The organism is Patiriisocius marinus (genome assembly GCF_008974325.1).
Lineage (GTDB): Bacteria > Bacteroidota > Bacteroidia > Flavobacteriales > Flavobacteriaceae > Patiriisocius > Patiriisocius marinus.
The window spans coordinates 1,072,556-1,091,489 of the sequence record NZ_BKCG01000001.1 but is presented as its reverse complement, the minus strand read 5'-3'; the positions used below and the strand labels follow the sequence as shown (position 1 = coordinate 1,091,489).

Genomic DNA, 18,934 nt, shown 5'->3' with positions numbered 1-18,934 from the left:
AAATATTAATTAAACAAACACTCCCATTACGGTAATCCTCAAATATGAGTCTATAAGTAAAAATTTAACAATAATTTGCTTTAAGGTTAAATAATAAAGTACTCCAATTCTAAAAAGAATAAACACTTTATTAAGTCTAAATTATTTTACACCTTAACGAACGCTTTCTAACCAACCCTCCTCCCCTTCAACCACAAATTAACCCCTACAAAACCAAGAAACGCTGGTAATACCCAGCCCATTCCTTTTGTTGCTAATGGAATGTATTGCGTTAATGCGTGTAAGGCACCTTCCTCTAAAAAGAAGCCAACAAAATCTGGAATACTAAACAGTATTGTTAAAATGGTAACAACTTTAAATACTAAAGGCGTTGCAAACTGCTGTGGTAAAACGTTGAGTAAAATAAGCACAATGGTAATAGGATAAATAAACATAAGGGCTGGCACAGCCACCGCAATAATGTAATGTACATCAAACTGCCCCACTGCAACACCTATTATACACCCTATAACGGCAGTAATAGTGTACGCAAGTTGTGAGTTTCCTGTAAGTTTTTTAACAAAATCTGATGTTCCTGTTACAATACCAACCGCTGTTGTAAAACAAGCAAGCGCTACTAAAACGCCTAAAAAGGAAGTCCCTATATTTCCTAAGGTAGTTGTGCTCAACACTTGTAAAAGCTCCACACGATCTTCCGTAATAATAGTTGTATTGTATGAAGCACCTAAAGCAATAAGACCTCCGTAAATAATGATTAGCCCAAAACCAGCTAACAAGCCAGCCTTTGCAATCATTTGTTTCTTTTCTTCGTAATTAAACTTTCCTTGCAATGCTAACGATACTACAATTACACCTCCCACTACTACACCACCAATAGCATCAAAAGTTTGATATCCTTCTAAAATACCATCTGTAAAAGTGCTTGAAAAAATAGTGTCCTTCATTGGCGTAACATCTGCGAACAAACCAATGCTTATAATAACTAATAAAATGAGGATAATTAAAGGCGTTAGAAATTTCCCAATAAGGCTTAATATCTTAGTGCGATTTAAAGCGAAAACTAAAACCAATGAAAAATAAATAGCACTTAAAGTAAGGCTGGACATTTCAAAATAAGGTGCAATAGACATTTCGTACGTTACAGATGCCGTCCTTGGCGATGGCAAACTAATAGAAATAGCATATACTATCACTCCGTAAACTACCGCAAAAACTGGCGATACTTTATTAGCAAAATCTAACAAGGTACCTTGTAATCGTGCGTGTCCATAAATAGCAAGAATTGGTATTATCACTGCACTAATTGCAAAACCCAATAAAACCAAAGGCCAAGAACTTCCAGCATTATACCCTAATAAAGGAGGTAATATCAAATTACCCGCGCCAAAAAATAACGAGAACAAAGCAAAGGCAACAATAAAAGTTTGTTTAGTTGGATTCATAGGGTGGTCGTGCTATTTGTAGTAATTTTATCCGGTACAAACACCGAATATAATTAAATGATCCATCAATACAACAATACACCTATATATTATACACGCGAAGGCGAAGGATCTGCAATTGTTTTTCTACACGGTTTCTTAGAAAGTAGCATGATGTGGAAAAATATCACTCCGCATTTTACTAATACCCATACAGTTATTACAATTGATTTACCAGGATTTGGAAAAAGTGATTCTTTAGGTGAAACACATACAATGGAATTATTAGCGCAATTAACTGCTGAAATTTTAACGGTGGAAGCTATTGAGAGCGCAACATTTATTGGTCATTCAATGGGTGGTTACGTCATACTTGCACTTGCTCAAACGATGCCTCAATTAATAAACACCATCGTTTTATTAAACTCAAACCCCTTAGAGGACTCACTTCAACGCAAGGTTAACCGAAACAGAGCACTTGCTATTATTGACAAAAACAAAGATGCCTTTGTAAGTATGGCCATTAGTAACCTGTTTACAGAAAACGAGCGAACACTATTTACTTCGGAAATTTCACAGCTCAAAGAAGAAGCACTACAATTACAACCGGAGGCAATAAAAGCAACCATAACAGGAATGCGTGATAGACAAAATCGCGTTTCAGTTTTGAAAAAATTTGAAGGAAATAAAATAATTATCAGCGGAATTCTAGACCCTATGGTACCAATTAACGAAATAATTAAAATTTCAGAAGAAACAAATTCAACACTTTATAAAGTTGATAGCGGACACATGTCTTGGTTAACAAATTGTGATGAGATTATTAAATTATTGCATTTCATCGAATAAATCTACACTTTAACCGTTTTATTGCGATTTATTTGTTACTTTTATCTTAACAAACTAACTAAGATGAAAAAAACTCTCCAAAACAACACTCCAGTAATGGCCTTAGTGTGCTCCGTTTTAGGACATCATTATGTTGTTACTGCTACAATTACACAGCACATTCACGAATATAAATGTACGTGCTGCGGCAAAGAAGTTACTGATACTGACAAAGGTTTTTTAACAGAACTGACTTCTAAACAAAGAGAGATAAATAAAATATTGTATTCCTATGTTCAAAGACGTAGTAATAGAATTACCAATAAATTATCTGCATAATTATGGGAAAACTTAGATGTAAAATTAAAGGACACAACCTTACTACGGTTAGTACCGCAAACGTTTTAATTAAAAAATACGAGTGTTCACACTGTAAGCAACAGTACACGGTAAACGGTTACGGTAAAATTGTAAAAATGGATTCTGTGTGGGAAAAAAATCACCAGCTTTTCATTAATTATTTCGAACGTAACGCTGCTGTGTAATTATTCCGTTTCTTGTTCTTGTAATGGGTTCCATCCTCGAGCAATTAGCGGTATTTTAGTATTTGCTCTCGTAATTAAGTGAGTACCTTCACTTTCTTGAGTAATATGCCCAATAACTGTTAAGCTAGGATTAGCCTTAATTTTTGGATAATCATCGCTAGAAATAGTGAACAATAATTCATAATCCTCACCTCCATTTAAAGCTATTGTAGTACTATCCATATTAAATTCCTCACAAGTAGTAATTACTTGTGGATCTAATGGAATTTTATCTTCATAAATATTACATCCTTTTTTAGATTGCTTACAAATATGGATCGTTTCCGAAGAAAGTCCATCACTTATATCAATCATAGAAGTAGGCTGAACACCAAGCTCCTTTAAAAGAGCTGGAATATCCTTACGTGCTTCTGGCTTTAACTGTCTTTCAATTAAATAAGAATAAGGTTCTAAATCTGGTTGCGAATTTGGATTTACCTTAAAAACTTGCTTCTCACGTTCTAAAATTTGGAGTCCTAAGTAAGCAGCTCCTAAATCTCCCGAAACTACAATTAAATCATTCTCCTTTGCGCCAGATCTATAAACAGCTTTTTCCTGTGTTACTTGACCCAAAGCAGTAATACTAATAACAAGACCGCTAAGGGAAGATGTAGTATCACCTCCTACAACATCAACATTATAATGGTGTGCTGCTGCTTGTATACCTGCATATAATTCTTCAAGCGCTTCCACAGGAAACCTATTAGAAACTGCAATCGAAACTGTAATCTGCGTTGGCAAGGCATTCATTGCGTAAATATCTGATAGATTCACAACAACTGATTTATAACCAAGGTGCTTTAAAGGCATATAACTCATATCAAAATGTACCCCTTCAACAAGCATATCAGTAGAAACAACAAGTTCATTTTCTACAGCAATTACCGCAGCATCATCCCCTATTCCTTTAATTGTGGATGGTTGCTTAATTTCAAAACTTTTAGTTAAGTGTTCAATTAATCCAAATTCTCCTAAAGAAGAAATATCAGTTCGTTGTTGCCCTTTATTTTCTAACATGTTGTTGTTTTTTACAGTCTTGGCAAAAATACCTCTTAGCCGCTAAAATATCTTACCTTTGGGTAAATAAAAAGAAGCCTATACCTTTAATCCTTTAGTTTCTAAAATATTGCGCTCTATGAAAAATACTATTTTAGCAGCCGCTCTTACCTTTTTTACAGGTTTTAGCATCGCTGCACAGACACCATGTAATAACGGTTTTGCAGGCAATTATCCCTGTGATGGATTTGATTTACAATCGCACATACCGCTTACAATATTTAACGCAACAGCTGCAAATGATTCTTGGGGATGGGTTGATCCTGTTACAGAAAGAGAGTATGGTATTGTTGGACTAAATGACGGAACTGTATTTATTGATATTTCAGACCCAGTTAATCCTATTTACTTAGGAAAACTCCCAACCCATACCTCAGAAAGCACTTGGCGCGATATAAAAGTTTACAACAATCATGCTTTTATAGTGAGCGAAGCAGCTGGTCATGGAATGCAAGTTTTCGATCTTAATCGATTGACTAACGTTACAAACCCACCAGTGACATTTGATGAAGATGCACATTATAATGGCTTCGGAAATGCTCATAACATTATCATTAATGAAGATACAGGTTATGCTTACGGCTTAGGAACTAATACTTACAACGGTGGATCTCACTTTATTAATATTCAAGATCCTCAAAATCCTGTTGCAGCTGGAGGTTTTGCAGAAGATTTCTATACACATGATGCACAAGTATTACTTTACAATGGCCCAGATGCAGATTATGCTGGAAGAGAAATATTAGTAAGCAGTAGCGGAAGTGAGCAATACATTTCAATTGTAGATGTTACTGACAAAGCTAATCCCCAAAGTATTTCAACAATAGGATATTCTAATGTAGGGTATACACACCAAGGTTGGTTTACAGAAAATCAACGCTATTTTTTAGTTGGTGATGAGTTTGATGAAAACGAGGTAGGTTTCAATACACGTACTATTATTTTTGACCTTGAAGACTTAGATAATCCAGTTGAGCATTTCGAGTTTTTTGGAACAACAACAGCTATAGATCATAATGGCTATATTAAAGACGACAAATACTACTTAGCAAATTATGCGGCAGGGTTAAGAGTCATGGATGTTTCAAACATCGCTAATGAAGAAATGGAAGAAATAGCTTATTTTGACACCTATACTTCAGATAACAATGCAAGTTATAATGGTGTATGGAATGTGTATCCTTATTTCCCTAGCGAAAATGTGATGATAACCGATAGATCTGGCGGTTTCTTTTTAGTGAAATCAAATACATTAGGAACGAGTACTAATAATATTTCGGATGTTTCAATCTATCCAAACCCATCAAACGGAATTCTAACAATACAAACCCGAATTAATCCAATATCTGAAATTTCAATTCATGATATGAGTGGTAAACTTATATCTACAGATACATTTGAAACGCTAAATCAAGTATCATTAGATATTGAAAATCTAGATAGCGGATTGTACTTTTTAACGATTAACAACGTAATTACACGACGAATAGTAAAAATATAAGGTTATAGTGTATTTATCATTGAATATTCGTGTCTAATAATAAACTCACTTTAACTAGATAGTGGAATAGATTCTTGTATTTTTATAAAAAAAAAGCATAACATGAAAAAAACATTCCTCTTTATCTTCGCAATTGCGACAACCATCGCAACGGCACAGACACCCTGCGATAACTTTTCTGCAGGACCTTATGATTGTAATGGTTTAGACCTACAATCTAGCATTTCACTATCAACTATGGGTGCATCTTCTGGTAATGATTCTTGGGGATGGACAGACCCAGATACTGGAAATGAATATGCGCTAATTGGCTTAGATAACGGAACAGCTTTTATTGATATCACTGATCCAATTAACCCTACGTATTTAGGTAAAATGGACACAGAAACTAATCCAAGTTCTTGGAGAGATATTAAAGTGTACCAAAATCATGCTTTCGTCGTAAGTGAAGCAAATGGGCACGGAATGCAAATTTTTGATCTTACTCGTTTAAGAGATGTAGCAAACCCACCAGAAAATTTTAACCCAGATGAGGTTTACACACAATTTGGAAGTGCACACAATATAGTAATCAACGAAGATACAGGATTTGCATATGCAGTAGGTACAGCCACTTTTGGTGGAGGACCGCACTTCATAAATATTCAAGACCCTCAAAATCCTATAGCTGCTGGTGGATATTCAAGCGATGGATATAGCCACGACTCACAAGTAGTCATTTACAATGGTCCTGATGCAGATTACGCTGGAAGGGAAATACTTATTAGTAGTAATGAAACTGAGGTTGTAATTCGTGATGTTACTGATAAAAGTAATCCAACTTTAATTGAAACTATTACATACCCAAATATTGGTTACACACACCAAGGATGGTTTACTGAAGATCAACGTTACTTTATATTAGGTGATGAAGTAGATGAATTAAACATAGGTGGTGAAACTAGAACAATGATTTTTGATTTTGAAGACCTAGACGATCCTGAATTAGATTTTATTTACGAAGGCCCTACAGCAGCAATTGATCACAATGGTTATGTTCATAATGGAAAATATTACATGGCTAATTACACAGCAGGATTACGTGTAATTGACCTACAAGACATAGCTAACGGAAGTATTGAAGAAGTTCAATCTTTTGATTCCCACCCTGAAAACAACTCAGCTAATTTTAATGGTGCTTGGAGTGTATATCCTTATTTCGCAAGTGGAAATATTGTAATAAGTGACATTAACAGAGGTTTTTTATTAGTAAGAGATCCTTTATTAGGAACTGCTGATTCGAATGCAGAAGCATTCTCAATTTCCCCAAATCCTGCAGAAAATAATATTACAATAAGCGGCACTAACCAATCGTTAACTTCAATAATTGTTTACAATATATTAGGACAAACGGTAATGCAAAATAACTTTGATGCTGCATCTTCAAAAAACATAGATGTATCTCAACTTAATGCTGGAATGTACCTTGTTAAAATAAACGACACTACTACAAAAAGATTAATTATAAAATAACCTATGAATATCCCCCTACCAAAATTTTTGTCAATTGCTTTTTTATCATTAACAACAATTATCACTTCTTGCGGTTCTGATGATAATGAGGCGCAAACTTCTAATCCTACAGATTTTGAAGGAACCGTTTCCTATGTTAAAACTTTTGGTGGTAGCGGCGTTGATATTGCTGTTGATATTGTAGAGGCAAATAATGGTAATTATGTTATAGTAGGAACTACAACCAGTACAGATGGTGATATATCTGGAAAAACCACTTCAGACCAAGATTACTGGATGTTAGAAATAACTCCCGAAGGATCTATGGTTTCAAATCAAACATATGGTGGGTCACAAGATGATGTTGTTAGTTCTGTTTCTAAAACTTCAGATGGTGGATACATAATGAGTGGTTATAGCCGAAGCACAGATGGTGATGTAAGTGAAAATGCTGGATTTCAAGATTTTTGGTTAGTAAAAACTAACAGTACCGGAACTATTCAATGGGAACAAAGTTTTGGTTTTCTAGGAACAGACCAAGCGTTTAACGTTTTTGAAACAAGTACAGGAAATTTTTTTGCTACAGGATTCTTAGATGTAACAGCTAGTGGTGGCGAAGGAAATGATGCTACAACTAGCGGAAATGACGACACTCGTGGTGTACTTCACGGTGTAGGCGAATTTTGGGGAATTTTAATGGACTCTAACGGAAATAAACTATGGAGACGCTATTTTGGCGGTTCTAATAACGACCGTAGCTATGATGCAATTGAAACAAATGACGGTGGTTTCTTAATGACCGGAGCTTCTGAAAGTGTTGATTTTGACATTACAGATGATAAAGGAAGTTATGATTTTTGGGCAGTACGCTTAGACGTTAATGGAAATAAATTATGGACAAAATCATTTGGCGGTAGCGAAATTGACATATCATATGCTGTAGCAAAAACAACTGATAATGGCTACATTCTAGTGGGAGACACACGAAGTTCAGATAAGGATGTAAGCAACCTATATGGAAATGCAGATGTTTGGGCCGTAAAGTTTAATGATGATGGTGCTATTGTTTGGGAACAAAATTATGGTGGTGCATCATTCGATTCTGCTAGAGACATAAAAAAACTTAACAACGGAGATTTTGCAATCGTAGGAAATTCTAGAAGTGGTTCAGGAGATTATACAAACAACTATGGTCAAAACGATATAATGTTAATGACAATTGGTGCCAACGGAAACTTAAAATACTCATACACAGCTGGAGGTTCAGGCTTAGACTTTGGAGACGCTTTAATTCAAACGCAAGACAACTCAATTGTTCTAGTTGGGAATACTGAAAGTAACGATAATGACATCACTACCAATAGAGGAATTAAAGACGTTGTGGTAATAAAAATTAAATAATAATAAAAATTAATATTTCAGATGAAAAAAATAAGCTTATTGTTCGTTTTAGCAACAGCTATTATTTCTTGTAACAATGATGACGACAGTGGTATAATTACTCAAAATACAGATGTAACAATATCATTCACGCAAAACTTTGATGGGGAAGAAATTACAACATCTAATTTTGACAACACAGAATATATAAATGCAAATGGAGATGTAATGACGTTTACGAGATTGCGCTATTTAATCACCGATGTAGCTTTTACTTCGCAAAGCGGAACCGTTGTAAGTCCATCTCAAGACTATTTATTAGTTAACTCTTCAGAGGGAACAGGTTTATCTTTTGACAGTACAACGATACCAGAAGGAACTTATAGTTTAACAATGCGTTTTGGTTTTACAGAAGCAGAAAACACTTCGAATGCTTATGCTGATTTAAATGCTGCATCTTGGAATGTTCCAGACCCGATGGGTGGTGGATACCATTACCAACAATTAGACGGAAAATTTATTAACGACGCAGGAATTGAAAGTCCATTTAACTTTCATACAATAAGTGCTCCTACAGATGCAATGACTGAAAATGTAACTCGTGAAGATACTTCAATAGCTATTAATTTAGGAACTGTTACTGTTGAAGGTGATACAACTACAATTGAAGTAAAAGCGAACATAGCTGAATGGTTTAAAAATCCAAACACATGGGATTTAAATGAATTCAACACTATGTTAATGGGTAACAATGCTGCTCAATTATTGATGGAAGCTAACGGACAAGATGTATTTACACTTGGTACAGTAAACTAATTAATTATGAAATTGAATATTCTTCTTGGTTGTTTAATCCTATTATTTGCTTCGTGTAAAGATGATACCGATGACAACCAAGGAGGTTATATACCAGTGCCGGCTTCAATTGATATTCCAGTAATTTTCAACACACTTCTTCCTGCTCCTTCAATTCCAGTAGACAACCCATTAACCGAAGAAGGAATAGCGTTAGGAAGAAAATTATTTTTTGACACAGCGCTTTCTGCAGACAACACATTATCTTGTGCAGGATGCCATAGACCTACTCAAGGCTTTAGTGATCAACAACAATTTAGTATTGGAATTACTGGAGAACAAGGGGTTAGAAACTCTATGCCATTAGTCAACCTTGCTTGGAACACTACAAATTCCTTTAATTGGGATGGTAGTGCACAAACTATTGAACAACAAATTCTAGGTCCTGTTACAAATCCTGTAGAGATGAACAATACTTGGGAAAATGTTGTTGCAACACTATCAGTTGATGCAGATTATACTTTAGAATTTGAACAGGCATTTAGCACTACTTTAATTACCAAAGAATTAGTTACAAAAGCCATTGCTCAATTTATTAGAACTATTGTTTCTGGTGATTCTAAATTTGACAGACACTTACGCAATGAAGCAACCCTAAGCCCTCTTGAAGCTGAAGGCTTAGCTGTTTTTTTAGACGAAGATAGAGGTGATTGCTTTCATTGTCACGGAAGTCCAAGCAATCCATTATGGACAGACAATGATTTCCACAATAATGGCTTAGATGAAACTTTCACAGATTTAGGTTTAGGTCAATTTACTGGAGACCCTAATCAATTTGGATTGTTTAAAAGTGGCTCATTGCGAAACTTAGCATATACTGCTCCATACATGCATGATGGTAGATTTGAAACATTGGACGAAGTTATAAACCATTATAGCGAAGGACTTGTTTTTTCCGAAACCATTGACCCTTTAATGAAATCAGTTGCACAAGGTGGTGTTCAACTTAGCCCAGAGGATAAAGCAGCACTAAAAGCTTTTCTACTAAGCCTTTCAGATCCTAACTTGGCTAATAATCCAGCATATCAAGGCCCTAATTAATCTTCACTTTTCAAAATAAGTTATTTCGTTAAGCTTTTATTACAGAAAATAAGCGCTGTAAGTTAGATTTTATAAATCGACCAATTCACTATTCTGAAACGCCCATAAATTAACCCTATGGAGCGATACAGTATTAATATATTTTAGGCTGTGAAAAAAGAGCGATATATCGTATATTTGCAGCCTAATTTAGAATAAATCTATATTATATGATCACAGTAAGCGAAGGTGCTAAAATTAAAATTGGACAATTGATGGCCGAAGACGGTTTTCAAGTTGAACAAGACTATGTACGCGTGGGTGTTAAAAGTGGAGGTTGCTCTGGTTTGTCTTACGAGCTTAAGTTTGATAAAGAAATGACGGATGATGATAAGCTATTTGAAGTGAATGACGTTCGTTTAGCAGTAGACAAAAAAAGCTTTTTATACTTGGTAGGTACCACGCTAGAGTATAGCGGTGGACTAAATGGAAAAGGTTTTGTATTTAATAATCCAAATGCAAACCGTACGTGCGGTTGTGGAGAATCTTTTTCCCTATAATTAAATAATTCATAATTCTGATATTTCAGAATTTATAATTGATATATGAGTAAATATACTGAAGACGATTTAAAAAAGGAACTCGAAACGAAAGAATACGAGTATGGTTTCTATACAGATATTGAATCTGAGACGTTTCCTATTGGCCTAAACGAAGATATCGTTAAAGCGATTTCTAAGAAAAAGGATGAACCACAATGGATGACTGACTGGAGACTTGAAGCTTTCAAGGTATGGCAATCTATGGAGGAACCAGACTGGGCTAATGTAAATTACAAAAAACCAGATTTTCAATCAATAGCTTATTATTCTGCACCTACAGATGTAGATCCTAATAAAACGCTAGATGATGTTGATCCTGAGCTTTTGGCGATGTACAAGAAACTTGGTATTTCGCTAGACGAGCAAAAGAAAATGAACAACATAGCAATGGATATTGTTGTTGATTCTGTTTCGGTAGCAACTACGTTTAAAAAGACGTTAGGTGAAAAAGGAATAATATTTATGCCTATTTCAGAAGCTATCAAAGAACACCCTGAACTTGTAAAAAAATATCTAGGAACAGTTGTTCCTACAACTGATAATTTTTATGCGGCATTAAACAGTGCTGTATTTAGTGATGGATCTTTTTGCTACATTCCAAAAGGAGTTAGATGCCCAATGGAATTATCTACTTACTTTAGAATAAACCAAGCAGGTACAGGACAATTTGAACGCACTTTAGTTATTGCAGATGAAGGTAGCTACGTAAGTTACCTTGAAGGTTGTACTGCACCAAGTAGAGATGAAAATCAATTACACGCAGCAGTTGTCGAGCTAATTGCTTTAGACGATGCTGAAATAAAATACTCTACTGTTCAAAACTGGTACCCTGGTAATAGTGAAGGACTAGGTGGTGTTTACAATTTTGTAACAAAGAGAGGTTTATGTGAGAAAAACGCTAAAATCTCTTGGACACAAGTTGAAACCGGTAGTGCTGTAACTTGGAAATATCCTAGTTGTATTCTTAAGGGAGATAATTCAATTGGAGAATTTTACTCTATTGCAGTGACAAATAATTATCAGCAAGCAGATACAGGTACTAAAATGATTCACCTTGGGAAAAACACTAAAAGTACTATTATCTCTAAAGGTATTTCAGCAGGGAAATCACAAAACAGTTACCGCGGGCTTGTGAAAATTAGCCCTAACGCAGATAACGCACGTAATTTCTCTCAATGTGATTCACTTTTAATGGGTAATGCTTGTGGAGCACATACATTCCCATATATTGAAGTAAAAAACAAAAGTGCTCAAATAGAACACGAAGCAACTACAAGTAAAATTGGTGAAGATCAAATATTTTACTGTAACCAAAGAGGTATTGATACTGAAAAAGCTATTGCTTTAATTGTAAATGGATTTAGTAAAGAGGTATTAAACAAACTTCCAATGGAGTTTGCTGTAGAAGCTCAAAAACTTTTAGAGATTAGCCTTGAAGGATCTGTTGGATAAATTGCATTAACTAACAAAAAATAAATATGAAAAAAATACTTGTATTAATTGCATTTATAATTGCAGTTTCAGCTTGTAAGAATCCGGATAAGAAAGAAGTTTCAGAAGAACTTCTAACTACTAAAAATTCTAATCTTGCAGTATACAAAGGAGAATTTATTTATGTTGCTGACGCAGCCGTTCTAAAAGGAAAAGACTTTATTTACGGTGTTGAGGTAAACGAGAAAATGCACGAATTAGCAGAAAAAGTAGCACCTGTAAAAAATGATGATTTTGATATGGTACCAGTTGTTGTAACTGGCTTATTAAACGACAAAGAAGAAGGTGTAGAAGGATGGGATAAGATACTTACCATCGTTGAAATAATACAAGTGAGTCCAAAGCCTTCTAAGGCAGATGTAAAAATTGAAAATAAAACAGCGAAAGCTAAAAAATAGGTATGTTAGACATTAAAAACGTACACGCAAGTGTAGATGACAAGGATATTTTAAATGGTGTTTCATTACAGGTTAATGCTGGTGAAGTTCACGCAATAATGGGACCTAACGGTGCTGGAAAAAGTACACTTGCATCAATTATAGCAGGAAAAGAAGAGTTTGAAATGACGCAAGGCTCGATAACACTTAACAACGAAGATATAACTGAAATGGACCCAGAAGAACGTGCTCACAAAGGTGTGTTCTTATCATTTCAATATCCAGTTGAAATTCCAGGTGTTTCGGTAACTAACTTTATCAAAACTGCCATCAATGGAAACCGTAAAGCAAAAGGACTGGAAGATATGCCAGCTTCTGAAATGTTAAAAATGATTAAAGAGAAAGCTGATTTATTAGAAATAGATCGTAAGTTTTTATCTCGTTCATTAAACGAAGGGTTTTCAGGTGGAGAGAAAAAACGAAACGAAATTTTTCAAATGGCAATGCTAGAACCAAAACTAGCAATCCTTGATGAAACAGATTCTGGATTAGACATCGATGCTCTTAAAGTTGTTGCAAATGGTGTTAACAAACTTAAAAGTAAAGACAATGCTGTAATAGTGATTACTCACTACCAGCGATTATTAGATTATATAGTTCCAGATTTTGTTCATGTTTTAATGGATGGAAAAATTGTAAAGTCAGGTACTAAAGAACTAGCTTATGAGCTAGAAGCTAAAGGTTATGACTGGATTAAAGAAGAATTGGTTTAAACAATTCAACGTTTAGTAGCTGCTATTATTAAGCAAAAACTAAACTCCGAATTCTGAATTTTAAAGATGAGTTTAAAAGAAAAATTACAATCAACATATATTGCCTTCGAAGATCATCTTGAGGTAGATTCGCCATTACACGAATTACGTACTGCAGCGATGAAAACTTTTGAAGAAGAAGGATTCCCAACAAAAAAAGAAGAGGCTTGGAAATACACCTCTTTAAATTCGTTGCTTAAAAAGGACTACAGTATTTTTCCTAAAAGTGATACTGCAATTGAATTTAAGGATGTCAAAAAATATTTCCTACACGATATTGACACATACAAATTAGTTTTTGTTGATGGTGTATACAGCTCATTTTTATCTGCTTCAACGCACGATAAAATTGATGTTTGTTTAATGTCATCTGCTTTAAACAAAGATAAGTATAAGCCTGTTATTGAAACATATTTTAATAAAGCGGCTAAAAAAGATAGCCTGACTTCGCTTAATACAGCTTTCACAAAAGAGGGTGCTTATATTAGAATTCCTAAGCATATTGAAGCACAAAAGCCTATTGAGATAATTAATTTTGCTACTGGCAATGAAGCTGCAGTTTTATTACAACCTCGTAATTTAATTATTGTAGAAGAAAATGCTCACGTACAAATTATTGAACGACATCAAAGCTTAAGTGATAATGCGGTGCTTACAAATTCGGTAACCGAAATATTCGCCGAAAAAAGAGCATACGTAGATTACTATAAAATTCAAAATGACAATGAAAACGCTTCATTAATTGACCACACTTTTGTTTCTCAAGAGCGCGATAGTATTTGTAGTGTACATACATTTTCATTTGGAGGAAAAATTACTCGTAACAACTTAAACTTTGTCCAGCAGGGAGAAGGTTGCGATTCTATATTAAATGGAGTAACAATTATTGAAGGTAAACAACACGTTGACCACAATACTTTAGTACATCATATAGCTGAAAATTGTGAAAGTCACCAAGACTACAAAGGTATTTTTGACGGTAGTTCAACAGGCGTATTTAATGGTAAAGTTTATGTTGAAAAGGAAGCTCAGAAGCTTGATGCTTTTCAACAAAACAATAACATTTTAATAAGCGACAAAGCAACAATTAACGCTAAACCTCAATTAGAAATTTTTGCTGATGATGTTAAATGTTCTCACGGTTGTACTATTGGGCAGTTAGATGAAGATGCAATGTTCTACTTACAATCTCGTGGTATTGCTAAGAAAGAAGCGAGAGCTCTTTTAATGTATGCCTTTGCAAACACAGTACTTGAGAGTGTGAAAATACCAGAATTAAAAGCTAGAATTAATAAATTGATTGCTGATAAAATTGGTGTCAATTTAGGTTTTGAAGTCTAGTAGATGTAACATCAATTACATCAAATAGAGCTTATAGTCGTATTTTAAAATTTCAGAAAAGAGAATTGATTTATGTTTGATGTAAACGAAATTAGAAAAGACTTCCCTATACTTTCTAGAAAAGTAAATGGATACCCACTTGTTTATTTAGACAATGCTGCTACATCGCAAAAGCCTCAGCAAGTAATTGACTGTATTGTTGATTATTACAGTAATTACAATGCTAATATACACAGGGGTGTTCACACACTTTCTCAGGAGGCAACAGATAAATATGAGGCAGCAAGAAATACCATTAAAGAACATTTTAATGCTTCAAAAACTTCTGAAATAATCTATACTTCAGGAACTACGCACAGTATAAATCTTGTTGCTAGTGGTTTTACAAGTTTATTAAAAAAAGGTGATGAAATTATTGTTTCGGCATTAGAACACCACTCGAATATTGTGCCTTGGCAGATGCTCTGCGAACGCACAGGAGCTGTTTTAAAAGTGATCCCAATGAATCAAGAAGGTGTTTTAGATATGGACGCCTATGTGGATCTATTAAATGATAAAACACAACTTGTTTTTGTAAATCATATTTCGAACGCACTTGGTATTATCAATCCAATAAAGTTTATTATTGATCAAGCACACAGAGTTGGTGCCGTTGTTTTAATAGATGGCGCACAAGCTTGTTCGCATGTTAAAGTAGACTTCCAAGCTTTAGATTGCGACTTTTATGTAACATCAGCTCATAAAATGTGTGGGCCAACTGGTGTAGGAATTTTATACGGAAAAGAGGCTTGGCTAGAAAAATTACCTCCTTACCAAGGTGGAGGTGAAATGATTGCTGAAGTAAGTTTTGAAAAAACAACTTATGCCGGTTTACCTCATAAATTTGAGGCAGGAACACCTAATATATGTGGTGGAATTGCATTTGGAGCCGCCATAGATTATTTAAATACTATTGGTTTTTCTGAAATAGCAAAACAAGAAGAAATGCTTCTTGAATATGCAAATAAAAAATTATTAGAAATAGAGGGCCTTAAAATTTACGGTACAGGAAGCGAAAAAACTTCGGTTATTTCTTTCAACATTGAAGGTTTACATCCATATGATATTGGCACTATTATTGACAAATTAGGAATAGCCGTAAGAACAGGGCACCATTGTGCGCAACCAGTTATGGACTTTTTTAATATACCAGGAACAGTTCGTGCTTCATTTGCTTTTTACAATACAATTGAAGAAGTGGATGCCCTAGTAAGTGCTGTTAAAAAGGCAAAAATGATGTTATCTTAATCACAAACTTATGAAAAAACTAATCACAATTATTACAGCTACCTGTTTAATGTTATTAACTATTAACTGCAAAGAAACAAAAGAGGTAATAAACACAGCTAGCAATATAACACTAGGTGGAAGTTACAATGTTGCATCAATAAATAATGTTATAAATACTTCTGAGAGCATAACACTAGAATTTAACGCTTTGGAAAAAATTATAAGTGGAAACGCTGGCTGTAATCAATTTTCGGGAGATTATTCGGTAGATGCATTAGCACTAAACGTAGGTTTATTAAAAGCTACTGAAGCATATTGTGAAGATTCAGTAATGAAAACTGAACGCGCATACATGAATGCACTTAAAAATACTGGCTCTTACGGTATAAAGGATGGAGTACTAACTCTATATTCAAAAACAGACAGAAGCCCACTTTTAACTGCTAAAAAAGCTAAATAATTATGAGTATTGAATCCATACAACAAGATCTTGTTGAAGAATTTGAAATGTTTGATGATTGGATGCAACGTTATGAATATATGATAGATTTAGGGAAATCGCTACCTCTCATTGACGACACACAAAAAACAGACGATAAAATAATTAAAGGTTGTCAAAGTAAAGTTTGGTTAGATGCCTCACTTGATGGAGACAAGGTAACATTTACAGCAGATAGTGACGCTATTATTACCAAAGGTATTATAGCTATATTAATACGTGTTTTTAATAATCAGAAACCACAAGATATCCTTAATGCTGAAATGTCATTTATAGACGATATTGGGCTAAAAGAACATTTATCCCCTACTCGAGCAAATGGATTGGTTTCCATGATTAAGCAACTCAAAATGTATGCAACAGCATACCAAGCAAAATTAAACAGCTAATAATAGCATGGAAGAAGAAATAGACACAGCAGCATTAGGTGAAAAAATAGTAAAAGTTTTAAAAACTATTTATGATCCAGAAATTCCAGTAGATATATATGAATTGGGATTAATTTACGATGTATTCGTAAACGAAGACAATGAAGTAAAAATACTGATGACACTTACAACTCCTAATTGTCCAGTTGCAGAAACGTTGCCTGTTGAAGTTGAAGACAAGGTTAAATCTTTAAAAATGATTAAAGATGCAGAAGTTGAAATCACATTCGACCCGCCTTGGACACAGGATCTAATGAGCGAAGAAGCAAAGCTTGAACTAGGAATGCTTTAATATATTATGGCAGAAGAAATTATTAATAGAGTCGCTAATAGCGTTTTAAAAACGATAGATCTTGAAGCACTGTATCCTTCAGGGCAAAGAGCTGTGGTTGATATTGCGCCTTGGTTACTTGAAGGAATAGTTTTAAGGGAGAAAGACTTTAGAAATGAAGTTGAAAACCACAATTGGGAAACTTACAAAAACCAATATGTATCCATTACTTGTAGTACTGATGCAATTATTCCCGCTTGGGCTTTTATGCTAATTACTACAAAACTTTCTCCATATGCCAAAAAAGCAATTATTGGCACACCACAGGAATTAGAAACAATTCTCTTTTTCGAAATACTCAATACATTTAATATTGAAGAATATAGAGACAAGCCCGTAATCATTAAAGGTTGTGCAGACAAACCTATCCCAGCAGCAGCATACGGATTTCTTATTTCCAAAATACAACCCGTTGCTAAAAGTATTTTGTATGGCGAGGCCTGTTCTTCAGTTCCTTTATATAAAGCAAAGAAGTAAACTATTTTTCTACAAATAGTACAACACGAAACTATATCGTAAAAAAAACACTCTCAAGTTTTCGATTTACGACTACAAATAACAGACTAAAAACACGCTAGACCACGCGTTTTATATACAAGTATTTAAAAGAAATACTACCTTTGTAGGCAATATTATTCAATATTTAATATTAATTAAACTTATATAAAATGACTAAAAAATTACTTTTATTATTTGTAATGTTTGTAGGTATTTCTTCAATGAATGCACAAACAACAGAAGAGCTTAAAACTCAAAAAGCTGAAAAAGAAGCTGCAGCTAAAGCTCTTCAAGGTGAAGCTAATGCAATTCAAGCTAAAATTGACGCATTACCAGGTTGGAAATATGGTGCATTTGGTACTGTAGGGGCTAGTATCTCTAGTTTCAACAACTGGTTTGGACAAGGTACTCCTAACTTAAACTCTGGAAACATTGGAGCTACAGTAAATGGATTTGCTAATCTTAAGCAAGAAAAATTCTTCTGGAGAAACGCACTTAATGTAAATTTAAGCTGGATCAAATTTGACGATAAAGACGATAGTACTGATGACGATAGCTTTAAAGAAGCTTCAGATGTATTTAACATTTCTTCTTTATACGGAAGAAATATTGCTAAAAACTTAGCAGCATCTGGATTATTAGAATACCGTACTACTATATTAAACAATTTTAATGACCCAGGTTATTTAGACGCAGGTATTGGTGTTACTTGGACTCCTATTGAAAATCTTGTTGTTGTAGTTCACCCATTAAACTACAATTTTGTATTTGCTGATAACGACGCAATTTTCCAATCTTCTTTAGATGCAAAAATCTTAGTTGATTACACACGTAAATTAGGACCTGTTAACTTTAAAACTAACCTGTCTGCTTTCCAAAGTTATGAGTCTTCTGACTTATCAAACTTTACTTGGATAAACTCTTTAGGATATACATTCTGGAAAGGAATTGGAGTTGGACTTGAATTTGGTCTTCGTGGAAACCAGCAAGAAGCTGTTAACTACGCAACAACAAACTTTGTTGAAGGAACTGGTGAAACACCATCTTTTGACAATGTAGATAACGAGTTACAGAGCTACTGGTTATTTGGTTTAAACTACTCTTTCTAAGAGATAGATTAATCTAAATTTATTTAGTTCATAATAAAAAA

At 34.3% G+C, this 18,934-nt stretch carries 20 protein-coding genes; 18 read left to right on the top strand and 2 right to left on the bottom strand.

Annotated features, from left to right (window positions below; genetic code table 11):
- Positions 1–167: 167 nt before the first annotated feature.
- Entirely contained in the window at positions 168–1,442 is a 1,275-nt protein-coding gene (gene brnQ / locus GBH57_RS04785) for a branched-chain amino acid transport system II carrier protein (RefSeq protein WP_151672907.1), read from the bottom strand.
- A gap of 57 nt (positions 1,443–1,499) precedes the next feature.
- Here brnQ and GBH57_RS04780 point away from each other — a divergent pair, with 57 nt between their 5' ends.
- Both GBH57_RS04780 and GBH57_RS04775 read left to right on the top strand, forming a co-directional pair.
- Positions 1,500–2,270, top strand: coding sequence for an alpha/beta fold hydrolase (locus tag GBH57_RS04780; protein ID WP_151672906.1), 771 nt, complete (start codon positions 1,500–1,502; stop codon positions 2,268–2,270).
- 63 nt (positions 2,271–2,333) lie between these two features.
- Entirely contained in the window at positions 2,334–2,588 is a 255-nt protein-coding gene (locus GBH57_RS04775) for a DUF1660 family phage protein (RefSeq protein WP_235904642.1), read from the top strand.
- Positions 2,589–2,794: 206 nt separating this feature from the next.
- On the opposite strand, the gene thiL is transcribed toward GBH57_RS04775, so the two are convergent.
- Positions 2,795–3,850: a thiamine-phosphate kinase gene (thiL, locus tag GBH57_RS04770; RefSeq protein WP_151672905.1), complete on the bottom strand. Its 1,056-nt coding sequence runs from the start codon at positions 3,848–3,850 to the stop codon at positions 2,795–2,797.
- Between the two features lie 118 nt (positions 3,851–3,968).
- Here thiL and GBH57_RS04765 point away from each other — a divergent pair, with 118 nt between their 5' ends.
- The 16 genes from GBH57_RS04765 (at position 3,969) to GBH57_RS04690 (ending at position 18,893) form a co-directional block, all read left to right on the top strand.
- Positions 3,969–5,390 carry a choice-of-anchor B family protein gene (locus GBH57_RS04765; RefSeq protein WP_151672904.1) on the top strand — a complete coding sequence of 474 codons (1,422 nt, stop codon included), beginning with the start codon at positions 3,969–3,971 and terminating at the stop codon, positions 5,388–5,390.
- A 102-nt stretch (positions 5,391–5,492) separates the two neighbouring features.
- Complete coding sequence (locus GBH57_RS04760) at positions 5,493–6,902, top strand: choice-of-anchor B family protein (RefSeq protein ID WP_151672903.1); 1,410 nt, start codon at positions 5,493–5,495, stop codon at positions 6,900–6,902.
- 3 nt (positions 6,903–6,905) lie between these two features.
- Positions 6,906–8,282: a hypothetical protein gene (locus tag GBH57_RS04755; protein WP_151672902.1), complete on the top strand. Its 1,377-nt coding sequence runs from the start codon at positions 6,906–6,908 to the stop codon at positions 8,280–8,282.
- A gap of 21 nt (positions 8,283–8,303) precedes the next feature.
- Positions 8,304–9,077 (top strand): MbnP family protein, encoded by a 774-nt coding sequence (locus tag GBH57_RS04750; protein WP_151672901.1) that lies wholly within the window; start codon positions 8,304–8,306, stop codon positions 9,075–9,077.
- 6 nt (positions 9,078–9,083) lie between these two features.
- On the top strand, positions 9,084–10,157 hold the full coding sequence (locus GBH57_RS04745) for a cytochrome-c peroxidase (RefSeq protein ID WP_151672900.1): 1,074 nt from the start codon (positions 9,084–9,086) through the stop codon (positions 10,155–10,157).
- Between the two features lie 209 nt (positions 10,158–10,366).
- Positions 10,367–10,696, top strand: a complete 330-nt coding sequence (locus GBH57_RS04740; RefSeq protein WP_151672899.1) for a HesB/IscA family protein — start codon at positions 10,367–10,369, stop codon at positions 10,694–10,696.
- A gap of 45 nt (positions 10,697–10,741) precedes the next feature.
- Entirely contained in the window at positions 10,742–12,190 is a 1,449-nt protein-coding gene (gene sufB, locus GBH57_RS04735) for a Fe-S cluster assembly protein SufB (RefSeq protein ID WP_151672898.1), read from the top strand.
- A 26-nt stretch (positions 12,191–12,216) separates the two neighbouring features.
- Positions 12,217–12,627 carry a hypothetical protein gene (locus GBH57_RS04730; RefSeq protein WP_151672897.1) on the top strand — a complete coding sequence of 137 codons (411 nt, stop codon included), beginning with the start codon at positions 12,217–12,219 and terminating at the stop codon, positions 12,625–12,627.
- 2 nt (positions 12,628–12,629) lie between these two features.
- Entirely contained in the window at positions 12,630–13,379 is a 750-nt protein-coding gene (sufC, locus tag GBH57_RS04725; protein ID WP_151672896.1) for a Fe-S cluster assembly ATPase SufC, read from the top strand.
- Between the two features lie 66 nt (positions 13,380–13,445).
- On the top strand, positions 13,446–14,759 hold the full coding sequence (gene sufD, locus GBH57_RS04720; protein WP_151672895.1) for a Fe-S cluster assembly protein SufD: 1,314 nt from the start codon (positions 13,446–13,448) through the stop codon (positions 14,757–14,759).
- Positions 14,760–14,831: 72 nt separating this feature from the next.
- Positions 14,832–16,046: an aminotransferase class V-fold PLP-dependent enzyme gene (locus GBH57_RS04715; RefSeq protein WP_151672894.1), complete on the top strand. Its 1,215-nt coding sequence runs from the start codon at positions 14,832–14,834 to the stop codon at positions 16,044–16,046.
- 10 nt (positions 16,047–16,056) lie between these two features.
- Positions 16,057–16,488, top strand: a complete 432-nt coding sequence (locus GBH57_RS04710; RefSeq protein ID WP_151672893.1) for an META domain-containing protein — start codon at positions 16,057–16,059, stop codon at positions 16,486–16,488.
- A 2-nt stretch (positions 16,489–16,490) separates the two neighbouring features.
- Positions 16,491–16,916: a SufE family protein gene (locus GBH57_RS04705; RefSeq protein WP_151672892.1), complete on the top strand. Its 426-nt coding sequence runs from the start codon at positions 16,491–16,493 to the stop codon at positions 16,914–16,916.
- Positions 16,917–16,923: 7 nt separating this feature from the next.
- Positions 16,924–17,247 carry an SUF system Fe-S cluster assembly protein gene (locus tag GBH57_RS04700; protein WP_151672891.1) on the top strand — a complete coding sequence of 108 codons (324 nt, stop codon included), beginning with the start codon at positions 16,924–16,926 and terminating at the stop codon, positions 17,245–17,247.
- 6 nt (positions 17,248–17,253) lie between these two features.
- A complete protein-coding gene (locus tag GBH57_RS04695; protein ID WP_151672890.1) occupies positions 17,254–17,763 on the top strand; it encodes a DUF2480 family protein in 510 nt (169 codons plus the stop codon).
- 191 nt (positions 17,764–17,954) lie between these two features.
- Positions 17,955–18,893: a DUF3078 domain-containing protein gene (locus GBH57_RS04690; protein ID WP_151672889.1), complete on the top strand. Its 939-nt coding sequence runs from the start codon at positions 17,955–17,957 to the stop codon at positions 18,891–18,893.
- Positions 18,894–18,934: the final 41 nt, after the last annotated feature.